This window comes from Streptomyces sp. NPDC043908, from assembly GCF_056435525.1.
Genome location: NZ_JBWKEI010000009.1, coordinates 178,437 through 195,135, shown reverse-complemented (window position 1 = coordinate 195,135; position 16,699 = coordinate 178,437). Strand labels below are relative to the sequence as shown.

Annotated in this window: 19 protein-coding genes and 1 tRNA gene; 11 read left to right on the top strand and 9 right to left on the bottom strand. The window is 69.5% G+C overall.

Features of this window, described 5'->3' with window-relative positions; genetic code table 11:
- Positions 1–116 precede the first annotated feature (116 nt).
- Positions 117–920 carry an exodeoxyribonuclease III gene (xth, locus tag AC069K_RS21135; RefSeq protein ID WP_478618472.1) on the bottom strand — a complete coding sequence of 268 codons (804 nt, stop codon included), beginning with the start codon at positions 918–920 and terminating at the stop codon, positions 117–119.
- 58 nt (positions 921–978) lie between these two features.
- Between xth and AC069K_RS21130 the strand changes: the two genes are divergently transcribed.
- A complete protein-coding gene (locus AC069K_RS21130; protein WP_478618469.1) occupies positions 979–1,461 on the top strand; it encodes a GNAT family N-acetyltransferase in 483 nt (160 codons plus the stop codon).
- Positions 1,462–2,297: 836 nt separating this feature from the next.
- On the opposite strand, the gene AC069K_RS21125 is transcribed toward AC069K_RS21130, so the two are convergent.
- From AC069K_RS21125 to AC069K_RS21115, 3 genes are all read right to left on the bottom strand, one after another.
- Complete coding sequence (locus AC069K_RS21125; protein ID WP_478618466.1) at positions 2,298–3,110, bottom strand: phage antirepressor KilAC domain-containing protein; 813 nt, start codon at positions 3,108–3,110, stop codon at positions 2,298–2,300.
- A gap of 891 nt (positions 3,111–4,001) precedes the next feature.
- Positions 4,002–4,814: a protein phosphatase 2C domain-containing protein gene (locus AC069K_RS21120; RefSeq protein ID WP_478618463.1), complete on the bottom strand. Its 813-nt coding sequence runs from the start codon at positions 4,812–4,814 to the stop codon at positions 4,002–4,004.
- 1 nt (position 4,815) lies between these two features.
- Positions 4,816–5,652, bottom strand: a complete 837-nt coding sequence (locus tag AC069K_RS21115) for a sigma-70 family RNA polymerase sigma factor (protein ID WP_478618461.1) — start codon at positions 5,650–5,652, stop codon at positions 4,816–4,818.
- A 165-nt stretch (positions 5,653–5,817) separates the two neighbouring features.
- Between AC069K_RS21115 and AC069K_RS21110 the strand changes: the two genes are divergently transcribed.
- The 10 genes from AC069K_RS21110 (at position 5,818) to AC069K_RS21065 (ending at position 13,371) form a co-directional block, all read left to right on the top strand.
- Complete coding sequence (locus AC069K_RS21110; protein ID WP_478618458.1) at positions 5,818–6,147, top strand: SCO3933 family regulatory protein; 330 nt, start codon at positions 5,818–5,820, stop codon at positions 6,145–6,147.
- A gap of 2 nt (positions 6,148–6,149) precedes the next feature.
- Positions 6,150–7,496, top strand: a complete 1,347-nt coding sequence (locus AC069K_RS21105) for an FtsK/SpoIIIE domain-containing protein (RefSeq protein WP_478618757.1) — start codon at positions 6,150–6,152, stop codon at positions 7,494–7,496.
- 321 nt (positions 7,497–7,817) lie between these two features.
- Positions 7,818–8,456, top strand: coding sequence for a DUF2637 domain-containing protein (locus tag AC069K_RS21100; protein ID WP_478618455.1), 639 nt, complete (start codon positions 7,818–7,820; stop codon positions 8,454–8,456).
- A gap of 18 nt (positions 8,457–8,474) precedes the next feature.
- Positions 8,475–8,657, top strand: a complete 183-nt coding sequence (locus AC069K_RS21095; RefSeq protein ID WP_478618452.1) for a mobile element transfer protein — start codon at positions 8,475–8,477, stop codon at positions 8,655–8,657.
- A gap of 16 nt (positions 8,658–8,673) precedes the next feature.
- Positions 8,674–9,045, top strand: a complete 372-nt coding sequence (locus AC069K_RS21090) for a hypothetical protein (protein WP_478618449.1) — start codon at positions 8,674–8,676, stop codon at positions 9,043–9,045.
- A 271-nt stretch (positions 9,046–9,316) separates the two neighbouring features.
- Entirely contained in the window at positions 9,317–9,496 is a 180-nt protein-coding gene (locus AC069K_RS21085) for a hypothetical protein (protein ID WP_478618778.1), read from the top strand.
- Entirely contained in the window at positions 9,493–10,539 is a 1,047-nt protein-coding gene (locus tag AC069K_RS21080; RefSeq protein WP_478618446.1) for a DNA cytosine methyltransferase, read from the top strand. The genes AC069K_RS21085 and AC069K_RS21080 overlap by 4 nt, the downstream gene beginning before the upstream one ends.
- Entirely contained in the window at positions 10,536–11,930 is a 1,395-nt protein-coding gene (repSA, locus tag AC069K_RS21075) for a replication initiator protein RepSA (RefSeq protein ID WP_478618443.1), read from the top strand. Before AC069K_RS21080 ends, repSA begins: the two co-directional genes overlap by 4 nt.
- Positions 11,927–12,136 carry a helix-turn-helix domain-containing protein gene (locus AC069K_RS21070; RefSeq protein ID WP_478618439.1) on the top strand — a complete coding sequence of 70 codons (210 nt, stop codon included), beginning with the start codon at positions 11,927–11,929 and terminating at the stop codon, positions 12,134–12,136. Before repSA ends, AC069K_RS21070 begins: the two co-directional genes overlap by 4 nt.
- Positions 12,124–13,371 (top strand): site-specific integrase, encoded by a 1,248-nt coding sequence (locus tag AC069K_RS21065; protein WP_478618436.1) that lies wholly within the window; start codon positions 12,124–12,126, stop codon positions 13,369–13,371. Before AC069K_RS21070 ends, AC069K_RS21065 begins: the two co-directional genes overlap by 13 nt.
- 73 nt (positions 13,372–13,444) lie before the next feature.
- Here AC069K_RS21065 and AC069K_RS21060 read toward each other — a convergent pair.
- From AC069K_RS21060 to moaC, 5 genes are all read right to left on the bottom strand, one after another.
- Positions 13,445–13,518: transfer RNA gene (locus AC069K_RS21060), tRNA-Ala, on the bottom strand.
- 75 nt (positions 13,519–13,593) lie between these two features.
- Positions 13,594–14,793, bottom strand: coding sequence for a divisome protein SepX/GlpR (sepX, locus tag AC069K_RS21055; protein ID WP_478618434.1), 1,200 nt, complete (start codon positions 14,791–14,793; stop codon positions 13,594–13,596).
- 142 nt (positions 14,794–14,935) lie between these two features.
- Complete coding sequence (locus AC069K_RS21050) at positions 14,936–15,541, bottom strand: GNAT family N-acetyltransferase (protein WP_478618432.1); 606 nt, start codon at positions 15,539–15,541, stop codon at positions 14,936–14,938.
- A gap of 17 nt (positions 15,542–15,558) precedes the next feature.
- On the bottom strand, positions 15,559–16,194 hold the full coding sequence (locus AC069K_RS21045; RefSeq protein ID WP_478618429.1) for a MogA/MoaB family molybdenum cofactor biosynthesis protein: 636 nt from the start codon (positions 16,192–16,194) through the stop codon (positions 15,559–15,561).
- Positions 16,191–16,691, bottom strand: a complete 501-nt coding sequence (moaC, locus tag AC069K_RS21040; protein WP_478618426.1) for a cyclic pyranopterin monophosphate synthase MoaC — start codon at positions 16,689–16,691, stop codon at positions 16,191–16,193. The genes AC069K_RS21045 and moaC overlap by 4 nt, the downstream gene beginning before the upstream one ends.
- Between the last annotated feature and the right edge of the window lie 8 nt (positions 16,692–16,699).

The window sequence follows — 16,699 nt, the reverse complement described above, 5'->3', positions numbered from 1 at the left end:
ACAACAACCAACACCCGCCCCACCCCCCCCCCCCCCCCCCCCCCCCCCCCCCCTCCCCCCCCCCCCCCCCCCCCCCCCCCCCCCCCCCCCCCCCACTTCTCCGTGCGGGCGCCGCCCTAGTTCCCATACACGACGGTCACCGGCGCGTGGTCGCTCCACCGCTCCTCGTGGGTCGCGGCGCGCTCGACGTAACCCTTGACCGCGCGGGCCGCCAGGCCGGGTGTGGCGAGCTGGTAGTCGATGCGCCAGCCCGCGTCGTTGTCGAAGGCCCGGCCGCGGTAGGACCACCACGAGTACGGGCCCTCCTGGTCGGGGTGGAGGCCGCGCACCACGTCCACGTAGCCGCCGTCACCGGCGTCCAGGACGCGCGAGAGCCAGGCGCGCTCCTCCGGCAGGAAGCCCGCGTTCTTCCTGTTGGCCCGCCAGTTCTTGAGGTCGGCCTCGTGGTGGGCGATGTTCCAGTCGCCGCAGACGACGACCTCGCGCCCGTCGGCCGCGGCCCGGGCGCGGAGCTCCTTGAGGTAGGGCAGGAACTCGCCCATGAACCGGTACTTCTCGTCCTGCTTGGCGGTCCCGGCCTCACCCGACGGCAGATAGAGGCTGGCCACGGTGGCGCCGGGCAGGTCCGCCTCGACGTACCGGCCGCTGCCGTCGAACTCCGCACTGCCGAACCCGACCCGCACCCGCTCGGGTTCGCGGCGGGTGTAGAGCGAGACCCCGGCCCGGCCCTTGGCCGCGGCGGGGGCGTGCACCACGTGCCACCCCTCGGGCTCGCGCACCTCGGCGGTGAGCTGCTGCGGCTCGGCCCGCACCTCCTGGAGGCACACGACGTCGGCGTCGGAGCCGGCCAGCCACTCCAGGAAGCCCTTCTTGGCGGCGGCGCGAAGCCCGTTTACATTCACAGTGGTAACAGTGAGCACCCGCGCACCCTACCGACCCGATCACCGTGATCGCCTGCATAGAAGTACGCTCTACCGCATGCATATACGTACACTCGGGTACGACCACCCGGATGCCGTCAAGCTCAACGACCAGGTGCAGCTCGAATACGCCGAGCGCTACGAGGACGAGGGCGACGCCACGCCCCTGGATGCCTCGATGTTCCGGCCGCCCCGCGGGCTCTACCTGATCGCGTACGACGAGCGGGACCGCCCGGTCGCCACCGGCGGCTGGCGCAGCCAGGACGAGAACGACGAGGGCTACTCGGACGGCGACGCCGAGCTCAAGCGCATGTACGTCGTACCGCAGGCGCGCGGCCTGGGTCTGGCCCGCCGCATCCTCGCCCTCCTGGAGGACGACGCCCGCGCCGCGGGCCGCACCCGGATGGTCCTGGAGACCGGCGACCGCCAGCCGGAGGCACTCGCCCTCTACGCCTCCAGCGGCTACGCGCCCTGCCCGAAGTTCGGCTACTACCGCCACTACCCGAGCAGCATCTGCTACGCCAAGCCCCTGCTGCCGTGAGGCCGCCGGGCCGCCCGGAAGGGCGGCCACGGGGCGGGCGCCCCTCCGGGGGCCGGAACGACGAAATCCCGGCCGGACGGTGACCGTCTGACCGGGATTTCGCACACCCTTCGCGGGTGAACCCGCGGTGGGTTGTTGTTGTGGACCTGAGGGGATTCGAACCCCTGACCCCCTCGATGCGAACTACGGGCGGGGCGGTCGCTGAGGTCTGCGGGGCTGGTCGCGAAGGCCGTGGGGATCGCAGAAGGACGGCACCGGTCAGCGTGGTTGCTGTACTTCGCTGCTGTACGTCCCCGAGGTCTGCCACCGCGTGAAAGTGAATGACGATGCGCTCAGCCCGCCACTGCGTGACCCGCCAGGTACTCCGTCAGCACCCATGAGGGTGCGCCAGCGCAGATGTCGCCCCCAAAGTTGAGAAGGCTAGTCATCCAGCCTCGAAGTCGAGACTGCCGGTTAGCGACCATGGTCGTCACCTCTTCCTGCGTAGAAACAGACGTGTCGTCTGAGGTCGAGCAGGGACGGTGTCGTACAACGAACGCAAGCGTGCCAAGCAGCGCGGAACCCAGCAGTGCCGGGCTCAGCGCATCGCCAGTGCTAAGCATGCCATTGGGCTGGAGTGCGTCACGATGGATTGAGAGATCCGCTCTCAAGAGATCTTGAAAACCGTCGTGGCAGCGATGTCACCGTGGGTTCAAATCCCACACCCACCGCAGATGAACGGTCCCTGACCTGGTGAATCGGTCGGGGGCCGTTCTCCTGCGCGCTGTCCGTCAGGCTCCGTGGGTCCCCGTCAGTTCCCGGTCGATCGGGCACGGGAGGGGCACGGTCTACTGGCTCTAAGCCGCCGGCTGTATCCCATTGCGGAGACGATCTACGAGCCAGTCCAGGCCCTTCCCGGTGAAGAAGGTCTGCTCCACCCACTGTCCGTTCGGCGTCGCCACGAACTTCACCTCGGCGTGGCCTGCCTTGGTGTGACACTCGTACGGGAGACGGGGATTCTGGCGCTGTAGAAACCGGATGTCCTCGCGGCGCAGCAACTCCATGAACTTTGTGCGGCCCAGACCACCCGTGATCTTGTTCAGAGCCTTCGCGGCGGCAGCCATGTCTATGAGGCCGTCCGAGTCGCAGAAGGCATCCCACTTGCCGGCCTTCGGTGCGGCTATCGCCAGTTCCTGCTTGGTCGAGACGAGTTCGCGTGCGGCCTCGACGTACTTCTCCGCGAGAACCAGGATTCCTTCAGGGCTGGACACATCGGCTGGCTGCTGCATGATCTCTGCTTCCCGAGTCTTCACCGCGAAGTAGGTCTGAGCTGCCGCGATTTCCGGTTTGCGGGGATCGCCGTTGATGGCGATCAAGTAGCAGGCGTAACGGGTGAGACGGAAGTCCGACACCGTTTGCCGGCCCCATCGACCACCGTCGATCACTTTCGAGGCACCTCGAAAGTGATTGAGTGGATCGAGTCCGCTGTTTCCCGCTGCTGCGATCGCTCGGTTGATGGCGACCTCGAAGCGTTCCCACTTGTCGTAGCCCATGGGGCCGTGAAGGTCACGAGCAGACCAGCACTCTTGGCCGTAGTGGTCCAGAAGCATCAGCCGATCGAAAAGGCCGCCCGGGGGGTTACCTTCATCGGGCGGCACTGTAGTGTCCATGTTGGGCAAGGTTGAACTCCCTTGAACTCCCGGCTCTCGGCGGCTCCACCCGCGCGTGAGCTGTCTAGGCCGCCTTCACTTCGAAGGCGGCCTTATGACATTCAGGTTACGCCAGCGCGCTGACAGACAGTTATCCTTTCGGCAGACACTGGGTGCCGAGGTTTTTTCGGCAGAGCCTTCGATTCTTAAGAACGCCCTGATGGCGACGCGGCACCCCGTGCCATACTTGTTCTTTCGTTGCAAGAGCAAGTCCCTGCGATGTGAACTATGTCTCGTGAAATCGGCTGAACCCGACCAGTTCGGCTTCGTATGTAGGCACTGCCTGCCCGTATTGCCGATTACGCACCGTGCCTACAGATCATGTCGGGGTGCTCGCATGAGAGATGGGCTAGTTGCTGCCTTCGGTTTGAAGGTTCAGGCGGGCTCCAGGGCGATCACCTATTCGACCCACCACTCACCCCGGCTCCCATCCCGTCTGCCGTCGACCCACACGTCTGTGGAGCGGGCGTGGTTCATGGCGTCCAGGTGGAGCGCGCCACTGTACGAACGACCTGGACGCCATGGGCCGCGTCTGCTCGGCTCTGCCTGGGTCGATGGCGGACGGGATGGGAGCCCCCCACGCACGCCACATTCGGCCGGCACTCGGCAACGGCGCCCCCTCCATCCCGGAGTCGGCCGATCCCCCGCCGGAGGCATCGTCTTGACCGGTGGCCTGCCTGCGGTGCTCGACTCATGGCCTCGGCCCTATCCACATGTGGGCGCGCGTCGGCGCAGCGCGGGCGGAGCGGGCCGGAGGCAGGAGCGGCGCCCGGAGCGGAGCCGGGAAGCGCGCCCGGCGGAGCGGAGCGCAGCCGGGGCTTGATGAGGTAGAGAAACCTGTAACAGCTCGCCTTAGACGCGAACGAAGATCACCGTCGCATCGTCGTGCGTCTTGGAGCGTGGCCATCGTTCGCGGTTGATGTCGCTGTGCTCGGCATCGCGAACCCGGCCAATGAGATCTGCTGTGCCGTGGTGCTCCAGCACATCAAGACAGGTGGACCAGTCACCAAGGGCGAAGGTGTCGACGAACCGGGCTGCGCCGTCGGTAAGAAGGGCTGCCCGCCTCAGCTGCGTGATCGGCATGCGACCTGTGAGGGCTTCTTCCGCCACCTCGGGCTCCGCAGCCGCGACCCAGTACCCACCCGATCGGTTGCGGAGCGCTCTTTCGGCCTCCACCAGTGCGGAGTGTGCCTCCAGTCCCCCCCTTGATCCCCGTGCGGCCGTACGCAATGCGGCCCGTTCCTTGCTCGCCACCCCTGCCAAGCGCTGGTCCGTGATGACCTCGGGGTCTCGACCGCAGTCGAGGACGAGAACGGCGTCGCCCAACACCAGCCACTCGACTTCATTTCCGCGATCTCGGAGTGCGGCGACCGTTGCGGACGGGGAGAACGGACTACCTACATCACACGTCGCCCGGTGAAGCTCCGCCGTGTCCTCGATGGCGGTGGCGAGACAGTGGGCCAAGCCCCGCCTGCTCTCGACGGCTTTGCGGTGCAGCATCGTCCCGATCAGCTCGACGAACCAAGCCACGCCATGGACGCACCCGGTGGGCAGGCCGTGCGGGGTGCCAGCACCGTCCAGCACCACAGCGCACTCGGGGCTGGCGATCGCGAAGTCCTCGTTGTGCCCACCGGGGCGGGGGAGGCTGGTCTGCGAGAAGTGCACGTCAGTTCACCTCGTGCAACAACACCTCGCTGGCCGCACGGCTGCCCGTGATTGCCTTCGTTCCCTGCTCGTAGTCGCACTCGATGACCATCGAGAACTCGGCCGTTCCCGCTCGGCTGTAGAGGTCCGCGAGATTCTCCGTGAGGAAATGCGCGACCCCCAGTGACCCAACCGCGTGCACGCCCGCTACCAGCAGGAACGTACCCTCCCGGTCGGGCCTTGGGAGCCTGCCGAGGTAGGCCACATCTGAGAGCGTCGGCTCGTCCGGGTCGTCACTCGGTGACGTGATCGTCTTGCCGCTGTCCCGCTCGATGAGGGCCCAACGCCCGTCCGGCAGCGTCTCGAACGAGAGCCGTGGATCGGCCTGGAGGGCTGCCGCCGTCACAGGGGATGTCTTGGGACCGCACACGACGATGAGATCGTCACGGTTGAGGTCGATCTCGCCCGAGGTCGGGATATAGCCCAGGTCGCCTTCGAGCTGGAGCTGATGCGCAAGAGCCAACAGCTTTTGGCCCGTGGAGCTGTCTTCGAGCGCCACGTACTCCCGCTCTCCCGGCCGCATGGGCACGATCACCTGAGCGTGCTGGGTGCCGAGGAACGCTCGCTCCGGAGGTGGGCCGACATTACGGAGCTGAGCGACGCGTGCCCGGCTGACACCCATCAGTTTCGCTACGTCAGCCATCGAGTGACCGTGGTCGCGCAGCCAAGCGATGCTCTCCTTGCGCATGCGCGACGTCTCGACGACGGCCGCCTGTAGCTCCGTCATCAGCTCCACTGCGGCCTTTGCGCGGAGCGCGTGATCTTGCATGGCGGCGACGCGCCGCACTTCGTCAATCACGGCGAACACCTCGCGAAACCGGACGGGGATCTGACTTCATACGCAACATGCTAAGGGGGGGTTGACACCTCACACCAGTCGGGTGCATCTTGGGTGCTAACCCCCCCTTAACGCAGAGGGGGGCGACGCTCGGGCTGTTAAGCCCCCCTTACCGGGAGAGTGAACATGCCGTCCTTCAAGATCGACCTTCAGACTGCGGTGGTGTTCGTGGCGACCGCGCCGACACCGAAGCTGGTGAACCAGAAGACGGGTGAGCGGGCGGTGGATCGCGAGACGAACGCGCCGCTGTCGACCGTGGGCCTGCTGGTCTCGGACGAGGGGGAGGGGAACCTGTACCAGGTGACGATCCCGGAGACGGGTCTGCCGGCGGACCTCGCGCCGGGGATGCTGGTCCGGGTGACGGGGCTGAAGGCGCGGGACTGGGAGAACGAGTTCAACGGCCAGAAGCGTCACGGCATCTCGTTCCGCGCGATCGCGATCACCGCGGCGGCTTGATCATGACCGACATCGCTACCTGCTTAGAGCTGGGCGGCGTCGCGGCCGGTGCCGGTGGCCTCGGCGTGGCCAAGGTCCGTGCTCCGCGCGTGTACTGGTCGCTGGTCGGTATGCCGGCCACGTGGGGCCGGTTCACCTGGACCTATCGCGACACGATGGAGGTGTGCGGGCTGACGGTGCAGCCGTCCGGCTTCCGTGCCTTCGTCAAGCGCAACCTGGCCCGCTCCGAGGTGCGTCCGGTGGCGCCGAAGGTCCGCCGGGTCCGCCCGACCTCCACCGGACTGCGGGTCACCCTGCGGCTTCCCGCCGGTCTAGAGCCCGCCGACCTCGCCGCGTCCTCCGAGCGCCTGCGTCATGCGTGGGGTGTGCGGTCGGTGACCGTGGCGGAGACCAAGCCCGGCTACGTCGAGCTGCGGATGACGGGCTACGACGTTCTTCGCCGGGTCCGTTTGCCGCGCAAGGTCCGGCCGCGTGATCTGGTAGTGCCGGTCGCGCTGCGGGAGGACGGCACGGTCTTCGAGCGGGACTACCGCACGGTGCCGCACGCGCTCACCCTCGGAGCCAACCAGTCCGGCAAGTCGGTGTATCAGCGCAACCTGGTCAAGGGGCTGGCACAGTTGCCCGTCGGGTTGATCGGCATCGACTGCAAGCGCGGTGTCGAGCACGGCCGCTACGCGCCCCGCCTGTCCGCGCTGGCCACAGACCCGGAGTCTGCCGGCCATTTGATAGACGCGCTGGTCACGGAGATGGAAGAGCGCTTCGACCTGCTCGCCCTCTACGGAGTGTCGGACCTGTGGGAACTGCCCGAACAGGTTCGCCCCGTCCCTCTCGTGGTCCTGATTGACGAGGTTGCGGAGCTGTTCCTGGTGACGTCGAAGAAGGATGAACCGGCGCGCGACCGTACCGTCATGCAGTTGGTGCGGCTGGGGCAGATGGCCCGGGCAATCGGGATCTATCTGGAGGTGTGCGGGCAGCGCTTCGGCTCGGACCTGGGCAGGGGCGCAACCGCCCTGCGCGCTCAGCTCACGGGCCGGGTGGTGCACCGCGTCAACGACAAGCAGACCGCCGACATGGGCCTTGGCGACATCGCCCCGGACGCGGTAGCCGCCGTGACCACGATCGCCCCGGACCAACCCGGAGTCGCGGTGGCGGGTGATACCTCCGGCGGCTGGTCGCGTATCCGCACCCCGCAGACCAGCCCGGACGAAGCCGCCGCCACGTGCCGCGCATTCGCCCACCTCACCCCGGCTCTGCCGTTCCTCGCTCCGTTCCGGCCGGTCAGCCAGATCACCGTGCCGCCGATGCCGCTCACGCCGCCGCTCGTCCGGCCGCGCCCCGTCACGGAGTAATCCCCCTGTTCCACGGTCGGCGCGACCGCCTCGTGCCGGGTCCCTGCCCGAGCCATGCCGAAACCCGAATGGAGATCGCTCATGGCACGCAAGACGACCAAGCCCAAGACCACACCGTGTGAGCCGTGCAGGGGCACCGGCGAGGTCTCCCGCACCGTCCGCGTGGGGCGTCGGCACCGGCCGGTTGGCAAGCAGACCGGTATCTGCCTGACATGCCTGGGCGCTGGCGAGATCCCCGCCGATGACTGAACTCCCGGGGCCGGGCGGCCGGATCGTTCCCCGTCCCGCCTCGGCCTGATCCCGCGAAGGAGGTGAGGACCTGTGTCCCGTTCGATTCCCCGCCCGGATGCTGTGCTGATCCAAGCTGTGATCGCCGGTGCGCTGTCCTTCGCCCACCTGCACGATCTCGCTCAAGCTGCCGGGCAGACGGGGTGGAAGGCGTGGGCCTACCCAGTCTCCGTTGACCTGCTCCTGGTCGCCGCGTGGCGTCGGCTGCGGGCACAGCGCTCCCGGCTGGCCTGGTGCTGGTTCCTGGTCGCGCTCATCGCCTCGCTCGGGGCCAACGTCGCCACGGCCGGCTTCCTCGACATGCAACATCCGCCCGCCCTGCTGCGTCTCGGGGTGGCTGGCTGGCCCGCGCTCGCCTTCCTCGGCGGCACCCTGCTCACCCACACGCCCAACACCCCGGCACCCGCGCCCGAGTCCGCGAACCGCCTCACTCCGGCGGCCGACCTGCGCGAGGTACCTGAACCGGCGCCTGAGATCAGTGCCCCGGAGTCTGCTCCGGCCCTCCCCAAAAAGTCCACTTCGGCTGTGCCTCCGGCGTTGATCGACCACGCCCGGAAGATCGCCACGGAGCACCGCACCCGCACGGGGGCCGACATCGACACCGCGACCCTGCGGTCCCGGCTCGGAATCCCCGAGGAGCTCGCCGGGGCGATTGTCGCCCAGCTCACCTAAATGACCAAGGAGGTTGTCATGCGTCCGAACCGCTTCTACGACGTGATCCGCATCGGCCCGGTCAAGGTCGGCACGTTCCACAACGGCCGGGGCCAGACCAAGCACACCGCCGCCTGCACTGCCCCGAACTGCGGCTTCTCCACCGAGCACGGTGACCGATCGGCCGCCGAACTCGCCGCCCGCACTCACAAGTGCGCCTGAGCGGGAGGGCTGTGCGATGCAGTTACCCGAGGACCAGCTCCGCGCCGGGCACATCCCGGCAGAGATCTACCGGCACATCCCGTACGGCACCGACGTGAACAAGGTCGTGATCGTTCAGGAAGCCCCGCGCTCCTACAAGGGCCCAATCGTGCTCACCCTCGTGATCATTACCGGGACCATCGCGGTCCTCCTGGTGATCGCCTTCGTCGTGCAGATCATCGCAGGTGCGGCCGTGGCGGTCCTGTCGGCCACCGGCGGACTCAGCTACACGCTCAACCGCAGCAGCAAGCACAAACAGGTCTCCCGCTCCATCCGGCGCTCCCGATCGCCGCGCAAGCGCTCGGTACGTCACCGGCCCGTGCGGGCCAAGAACCACTACCGCAAGTAACGCCCTCCGGGGCGGCCTCGGTCGCCAAACTTCCGCCGCCCCGGACGGCTCCACCACTCCCAGACCACTGATCCGAAAGGGCTCCGTCCATCATGCCTTCCCACACCCCGAACCGTCCGGTCTGCCGCCACTGCGACGGCTTCCCGACCGTTGCCATCACCACCGGCGACCGCCGCCGTGACGGCTCCCGCGTCCTCCTCCGCATCGTCTGCCCCCTGTGCAAGGGGACGGGCCATGCCCTTTCCTTGCGTGCCAACACCCGCGTAGGGGCGTGATCGCCATGGCCCTCCTGGACTGGAGCGACAAGAAGCACTACGACCCCACCGGCGACAAGCCGTGCGTCATCTGCACCAAGCCCACCCCGCTGCGCTCAGACCGTGGCAAGCCCGTCCACAAGGTGTGCGCTGAGGAATGGCTCGACCGCCACGCCGTGAAGGAGGGCGGGGAATGACCACCACGCCCCGGCCCCTCGTACTCGACCTGTTCGCCGGCCCCGGCGGATGGTCGGAGGGACTGCGCTCCCTCGGCCTCCGAGACGTCGGGATCGAGATCGACGCACTTGCCTGTGCAACCCGCGCTGCCGCCGGGCACTGCACGGTCCGCGCCGATGTCGCCGCCTGCCCCACTGCCCCGCTCCCCGGAAAGGTCAGCGGACTGATCGGCTCGGCACCCTGCCAGCCCTTCAGCGCCGCCGGCCACCGTGCCGGAAACGACGACATGGACCTGTGCCACCAGAGCCTTGACGACCTCGCCCAGGGACGCGACACGCGCACTGCACTCCGTGCTGCATGCGCCGATCCCCGGTCGCTGCTCGTCGTTGAACCCCTGCGCTATGCCGTCGCCGTGCGCCCCGAATGGATCGCCCTCGAACAGGTCCCCGCTGTCGCCCCGCTCTTCGCGCACATGGCGGGCATCCTCCGCAGCCTGGGCTACTCCGCCTGGAGCGGTGTCCTGAACGCCGCCGACTACGGCGTCCCGCAGAGCCGCCGCCGTGCCTTCTTCCTCGCCTCCCGCTGCGTCCAGGTGGCACCTCCGGAGGCGACCCATGCCAAAGACCCCGGCCCCGACACCCTGTTCGGGCCCGCCCTCAAGCCGTGGGTCACCATGGCTGAAGCCCTCGGCTGGGGCTACACCCAGCGCCCCGCCCCCACCGTCACAGGCGGCGGCACCAAGTCCGGCGGCCCAGAACCCTTCGGCAACACCTCCCGCAAGGCCATGCGGGCCGCCATGGGCAACCCGGACCACTGGGCATGGAAGCGCCCCGCCTACACGGTGTCCGGCACCATCGGCCATGTCGGCGGCAAGCAGGCCGCCGCCAGCCATCTCAACCTCGAACCCGCAGAGGGCGCCCGCCTCCAGTCCTTCCGCGACGGCTACCCCTTCCAGGGCAACAAGGGACAGCGTTCCTTGCAGATCGGCAACGCCGTTCCGCCCCTGCTCGCAACCGCCGTACTCCGGCCTGTCCTCCACCGCGCGCTGGAGGTGGCAGCGTGAGCGACACCGCCACCATGGCGGGCCTGGACCCGGCCACCCTCGCCGACGTACTCAGGGTGGCCGGGAACCCCGGCTTCGACCGCCTCCAAGACCAGATCCGCCGCACCGGCGGCTGCTCCGACCCCATCCACCTCCGGGGCTCCACCGTCACCCGCGACCGCGCCACCGGACAGGTTCTCTACTCGTACGCGACCGACAACGAGCCGGACGGACGGCTGCGCGTCGCCTGCGGCAACCGGCGCGCCTCCCGCTGCCCCGCGTGCGCCTGGACCTACGCCGGCGACACCTACCACCTCATCCGCGCCGGCCTCGTCGGCGACCCGGACAAGGGCACCCCGCACACGATCCGCGACCACCCCAGGGTCTTCGCCACCCTCACCGCCCCGTCCTTCGGCCCCGTCCACAACCGGCCCGGCACCCGGCCCTGCCGCTGCGGCACATGGCACCGCGAAGACGCCCCGGAACTGGGCACCCCGCTCGACCCCGAAACGTACGACTACGCGGGCGCGGTGCTGTGGAACAACCACGCCTCCGAACTCTGGCGCTACTTCACGATCTACCTCCGCCGCGAGATCGCCCGCCGCGCCGGCCTCACGCAGAAGGCTGCCCACGAACAATCCCGCATCTCCTTCGGCAAGGTCGCCGAATACCAAAAGCGCGGAGCCGTCCACTTCCACGCCGTGATCCGCTTCGACGGCCCCGAAGGACCCGACGACCCCTCGCCTGCCTGGGCCACCCTCGACCTCCTCACCGACGCCATCCGCGCCGCCGCCGCCCGCGCCGCTGTCGACGTACCACCCGCAGGAGACCAGCCCGCCCGCACACTGCGCTGGGGCACACAGCTCGACGTCCAGGCCATCGGCGCCTTCGGCCACGGCGAAGAGATCACCGAACAGGCCGTCGCCTCCTACGTCGCCAAGTACGCCACCAAAGCGGCGGAGACGACCGGCGCCGTAGACCGCCGGATCGGCAACAAAGAAGCTTTGGCGCTGCTCGACGTGCCTGACCACCCCGCCCAACTCATCGCAGCATGCCTAGACCTGCACGCCCTCTACCCGGACCGCAAGCTTCGGGACTGGGCTCACATGCTCGGTTTCCGGGGCCACTTCTCCACCAAGTCCCGCCGCTTCTCCACCACCCTGGGCGCCCTGCGCCAGGTACGCGCCGACTACCGCGCCGCCCAGCACCGCGCCGCTCTCGGCCTGCCCGACCCCGACGACGGTTCTGGGGCGACCACGCTCACGCTCGCGCACTGGACTTACGCCGGCCACGGCCACACCCCCGGCGAATCCTGGCTCGCCGCCAACATCCGACGCGACATCGAGCAGAACCGCGAACTCGCCCGCGAAGCCCTGCAAGACGACTGGCCCTTGGAAGGAGCCGACGCATGACCACGACAGTGATCCAACGGAAGTGGCACACCACGGCAGAGGTCGCAGCCATGCTCGGCTACGGCTTGTCCAAGACCAAGATGTTGGTCCTCTCCGGGGAGATCCGCTCCATCAAGGACGGGCGCAATCGCCGGATCTTGCCCCGCTACGTGGATGAGTACATCGAGCGCCGGGCCAAAGAAGCCGAACAGGGGTGGTCGGCGTGAGCGGCAAGCGGGGCAACGGCGAAGGGTCCATCTACCCGTACCGCAACGGCTTCGCCGCCTACGTCTGGGTGACCACACCGACCGGTGAACGCAAGCGCAAGTACGTGTATGGCCCGACCCGTACGGCAGTGCACGAGAAGTGGGTCAAGCTCCACGCTGAGGCAAGCAAGGGCCCTGTGGCCACCGCGTCGCGCACCCTCGCGCAGTACCTCGCCTACTGGCTCCAGGACGTGGTTCAGCCGGACCTGAAGCCCAAGACGGCTGAGACGTACGCGATGCACGTCCGCCTCTACATCGTGCCCGGCCTGGGCATGAAGCGGCTGGACAAGCTCACGGTTCAGGACGTGCGTGCCTGGGTGAACAGGCTGCTGGATAGCTGCCAGTGCTGCGCTCAGGGCAAGGATGCGGGCCGCCCGGCGGATGAGCGTCGCTGCTGCGCGGTTGGCGACTGTTGCGGGCAGGCCCTGTCACGCCGCACGGTCCAGGACGCACGGGCAACCCTGCGGTCGGCGCTGACCAACGCCATGACAGAGGAGCTGATCTCCAAGAACGTCGCCGCTCTCGTGAAGGTGCGCTCTGGCCGGAAGCGGAAGCGGGAACCATGGTCGGTAGAGGAGGCCAGGACGTTCCTGGAGGCTGCACAGTCGGCCGCCGATCCGCTCTATGCGGCCTACGTGCTGATCCTCGTGCTGGGCTTCCGCCGTGGCGAGGTACTGGGCCTGCGGTGGCGGAACGTGAACCTGGACGCGGGAGAGATCACAGTGGAGGAACAGCTTCAACGGATCAACCGTCGCCTGGTGCATGGCCAGACCAAGACGGACGCCTCAACGGCGACGCTGCCCCTGCCGCAGATCTGCGTCACTGCCTTGCAGCTCCGGCAGAAGGCTCAGCAGGTCGCGAGGCAAGCGGCCGGGGAGCTGTGGACCGACTCCGGCTTCGTCTTCTCGACGCGGTACGGCACGCCCATCGAGCCGAGGAACTTCAACCGGGAGTTCACTGCCCGCTCGGCACGGGCTGGGGTCCGCCGGATCCGCCTACACGACACTCGGCACACCTGCGGTTCGCTGCTGGCCGCGCTGGATGTCCACCCCCGGGTAGCGATGCAGATCCTCCGGCACAGCAAGATCGCCGTAACGATGGAGGTCTACACGCACGTGCCGTCCGACTCGACGCGTAAGGCACTGCGGAAGCTCGGCAAGCACCTGGGACGGCAGAACACTGAAGATCGAAAGTAGTTGCTGTACTTCGCTGCTGTACGCACGGAAAGAGCCCCCGCCGGATTTCTCCGACAGGGGCTCTGACCTGTTGTGGACCTGAGGGGATTCGAACCCCTGACCCCCTCGATGCGAACGAGGTGCGCTACCGGACTGCGCCACAGGCCCTTGCAACGGGTGAAACATTAGCACCCCGACGGGGGTGCTTGGAAATCCGGTCCCCGCTGGTCAGCGAGACGGGCTTCACTCGTTGGCCGCGCGGGGGCGGTCGTCGTCCGCGTACTGGTCGAAGAGCGGGGTCCTCCCGCTCCCCGGCGACGTGCGGCGACGGGGAGCGGGAGGGGCCGGAACCGTCGGGTCCGCGGTGGAGGAGCGGGCCGAGGACCAGGTGTCGGGGGCGCCCAGGTCGATGCTGCCGGTGGCGCGCGGGGCGACGGGGGCCGTCACGTACGTGGGGAGCGGCACCGGGACCGGCTCCCAGCTGTCGCCGCGCTCGGGGCCGCGCTCGCGCTGCTGGTCGACCCACTCGGCGTGGTCGGTCTGCTCCACCAGCGCGCGCCGGTCGGCCTCCTGCGGGGAGACGACCGGCTCGGGCTCGGCGGCCGGGTGGGGCTCCGGCTCGTCCTCGGACTCCGCGACGGCGGCGGGCTGACGGCGCGGCTGGCGCTCGCGCAGCCGCTGCGCGGCGGCCTCGGCGCGGCGGCGGTCCATGACGAACGCGAACCTCCGGCGCTCCTGGGCGCGCAGATGCATGATGTACGCGCTGAGCAGGACGGCCGGGCCCGCGGGCGCCCACAGGAAGCCGAGGCCGCCCACCGCCGCCACCACCGCGCCCAGGGTGAAGGCCAGGAAGAGGATCACCGTCGTACGCCGGCGGCGCGCCAGGACCGCGCTGCGCCGGGCGCGCCGGGCCCGCTCCGCGGCGGCCGCGGAACGGTCTTCACGCCGGCGCGCGTCACCCTGCCGCGCGCCCCCGGACCGCTCGTCACCACCGCGTCCGCTCCCGCGGCGCTCCTCGGGACGCGGGGCCTCGTGGGCGGGTTCGGCGGGATGCGGGACCTCGGCGCGCTCGGGGCGATCGGGGCGGGCCTCCTCGGGACGTGGCTCCTCGCGTTCGCCGCGCCGCTGCGCCCCGGCACCCGTCGGATGCTGTCGCGGCACGGCGAGGTCCCGGACGTCGACGCCCTGGGCGGGGTCCCCGAGGAACTCCGTGGGCGCGTCCGGGTCGGCGTCGGGTGCGGGGTCGCCGGAACCTCGCTGCCTGAGCTCCCTGGCGTAACGGCGCTCCATGGCCGACCGTCCGGACAGCAGCCGGATGGCGGTGCTGAAGCGTTCCGTCGGACGGGCCTCGTTGAGCTCGTCCTGCCTGCGGAGCCACATCGGCACCAAGTAGGCGGCCCAGGCCCCGACGATGACTGCGTAGATGAGGCCGCTGCTGCTCACACCCCACACGGTAGAGGGACGGGCGCGAAGGGATACGCCAATTGGGCCGGTGTGTCGCACGATCTGGCTGATAAGACCGGCTTTTTTTGTGATTCTTCAGATCGGTTCACGGTCATACCGGCACTGAATTCGAACGTCTATTTCATTTTTCGTGGTGCGCCCGACGTGCCTGCTTCCACCTGTTGAGCAGCCCCTCGGGCACCTCCTCCGCCGTCAGCGCGTACACCAGGTGGTCCCGCCATCCGCCGTCGATGTGGAGATAGCGCGGGCGCAGCCCCTCCTCGCGGAATCCGAGTTTCTCCACCACGCGCCGGCTCGGCCCGTTCTCCGGGCGAATGCAGACCTCCATGCGGTGCAGTCCGACCGTACGGAAGCAGTGGTCGGTGGCGAGCGCGACGGCGGTGGGCATGACTCCGCGGCCCGCCACCTCGCGGTCGACCCAGTAGCCGACGTGCCCCGAGCACATCGAGCCCCAGGTGATCCCGGCGACCGTGAGCTGGCCGACCAGCCGGCCCTGGTACTCGATCACGAACGGCAGCATCCGGCCCGCGTTCGCCTCGGCGCGCAGGTGCCGGACCATCTGCCGGTAGGTGGGCCGCCGGGCGGGCGGGGCGCCGGGCGCGGGCGGCGGGATGGTCGCCTCCCAGGGCCGCAGCCACTCGCGGTTGCGCCGGTTGACCTCGCGCCAGGGGCGCTGGTCACGCAGCCTTATGGGACGGAGGAGGACATCGCCGTCCGTCAGCTCCACCGGCCATGAGGGGACGTTCAGCTCGGGCTCCCCACGGGTCTGGGGTGGTCGCCGCCCCGCAGCTGGTCGACGGCGTGCCGCAGCAGCCGCTCCAGGACGGCCAGTCCGTCGCGGACGCCGCCGGTGGAGCCCGGCAGGTTGACGATCAGGGTGCGGCCGCCCGCCACCCCGGCGAGCCCCCGCGAGAGCGCGGCGGTCGGGACCTTCGCCAGGCCCTCGGCGCGGATCGCCTCCGGGATGCCCGGGACCTCGTAGTCCAGGACGCGGCGGGTGGCGTCGGGGGTGCGGTCGGTGGGCGAGACGCCAGTGCCGCCGGTGGTGACGATCACGTCGTACCCGGCGGCCGTGCCCGCGCGCAGCGCCTGCTCCACCGGGTCGCCGTCGGGCACGACCAGCGGTCCGTCCACGGCGAAGCCGAGCCCCGCCAGGCCCTCGGCGAGGATCGGGCCGCCCCTGTCCGCGTACACCCCGGCCGAGGCGCGGTTGGAGGCGGTGACGACGAGCGCCGCGTACGGGGCGAGGAGTGCGGCGCCGAGGCCCGCGGAGTCGCCGGGGAAGGGGGGCGCGTTCTCCACCCCGGGGCGGTCCGGGGTGCGGCTCGCCGTCCCGGGGGGTGTCCGGCCGGCGTCGCCGGGCGTGCCCGGCGCCGTCACGCCGTGGCCCCGTCCGGCTCGGGGCGGGACCAGTCGCCGGACTTGCCGCCGGTCTTCGTCTCCACCCGTACGTCCGTGATGACGGCCGCCTTGTCCACGGCCTTCACCATGTCGACGACGGTCAGCGCGGCCACCGACACGGCGGTCAGCGCCTCCATCTCGACGCCCGTGCGGTCGGTCGTCCGCACCGTCGCCGCGATCTCCACCGCGTCGTCCGCGACCGTGAGTTCCAGCTTCACGCCGGACAGCGCCAGCGGGTGGCAGAGCGGGATCAGGTCCGGGGTGCGCTTGGCGCCCATGATCCCGGCGATCCGGGCGGTCGCCAGGGCGTCGCCCTTGGGCACGCCCTCGCCGCGCAGCAGCTCGATCACGCGCGGCGAGACGCGTACACGGCCGCTCGCGCGCGCGGTGCGGGCCGTCACGTCCTTCTCCGAGACATCGACCATACGGGCCGCGCCCGCCTCGTCGATGTGCGTCAGCCTGCCTTGCGTACTCATGGTGTGGC